1 pseudogene is annotated in these 597 nt (G+C 38.7%); it reads left to right on the top strand.

Annotated elements, in window-relative coordinates:
• Window positions 1-597 (top strand): annotated as a pseudogene (locus tag ACFIKY_RS09240) (transporter); the annotation flags it as partial.

Raw genomic sequence — 597 nt, 5'->3', positions numbered from 1 at the left:
CTGATCTTTTAAATTTTGCAGCTTTAATTGATGACGGCATTATTTTGGGAAAAGATGGTTCTTTATTGGCCGGCTTTTTTATCCGTGGAGATGACCCCATGTCAGCAACGGATGCAGAAAGAAATTATATAACAGGTTTGGTTAACACATATCTCTCTCGATTTCATTCGGGATGGGCGATATGGGTGGATGCTATACGCTTAGAGTCACCAAGTTATTCAGATCCTGAATTGTCTCATTTTCCTGATCCCATTACAGCATTGATTGATGCAGAAAGACGTTTTTATTTTCAGCGAAGTGATACGCACTACGAAACAGAATACGCTTTATTAATGCAGTATCTACCGCCTACACGAAAATCGTCAAAGTTGGGGGAAATTGTTTATGAAGACGATACCGTTGAATCAACTACTCCTGCTGAACGTTTACTTGACGATTTTAAAAAGAAAATAGAGGATTTTTATGTTGGGCTTGGTGATCTTCTTAAAATGCAGCGAATGAAAGCGGTCACTATTAGGAATGGTGATGAGACTTATGAAAGCGACCAGCTTGTCAATTATTTACATTATGCTATTAATGGCAAAGCGGTTGCTCTTC

It is taken from the genome of Bartonella sp. CR127HXZ, assembly GCF_042194555.1.
Lineage (GTDB): Bacteria > Pseudomonadota > Alphaproteobacteria > Rhizobiales > Rhizobiaceae > Bartonella > Bartonella grahamii.
This window is presented reverse-complemented; position numbering and strand designations above follow the sequence as displayed.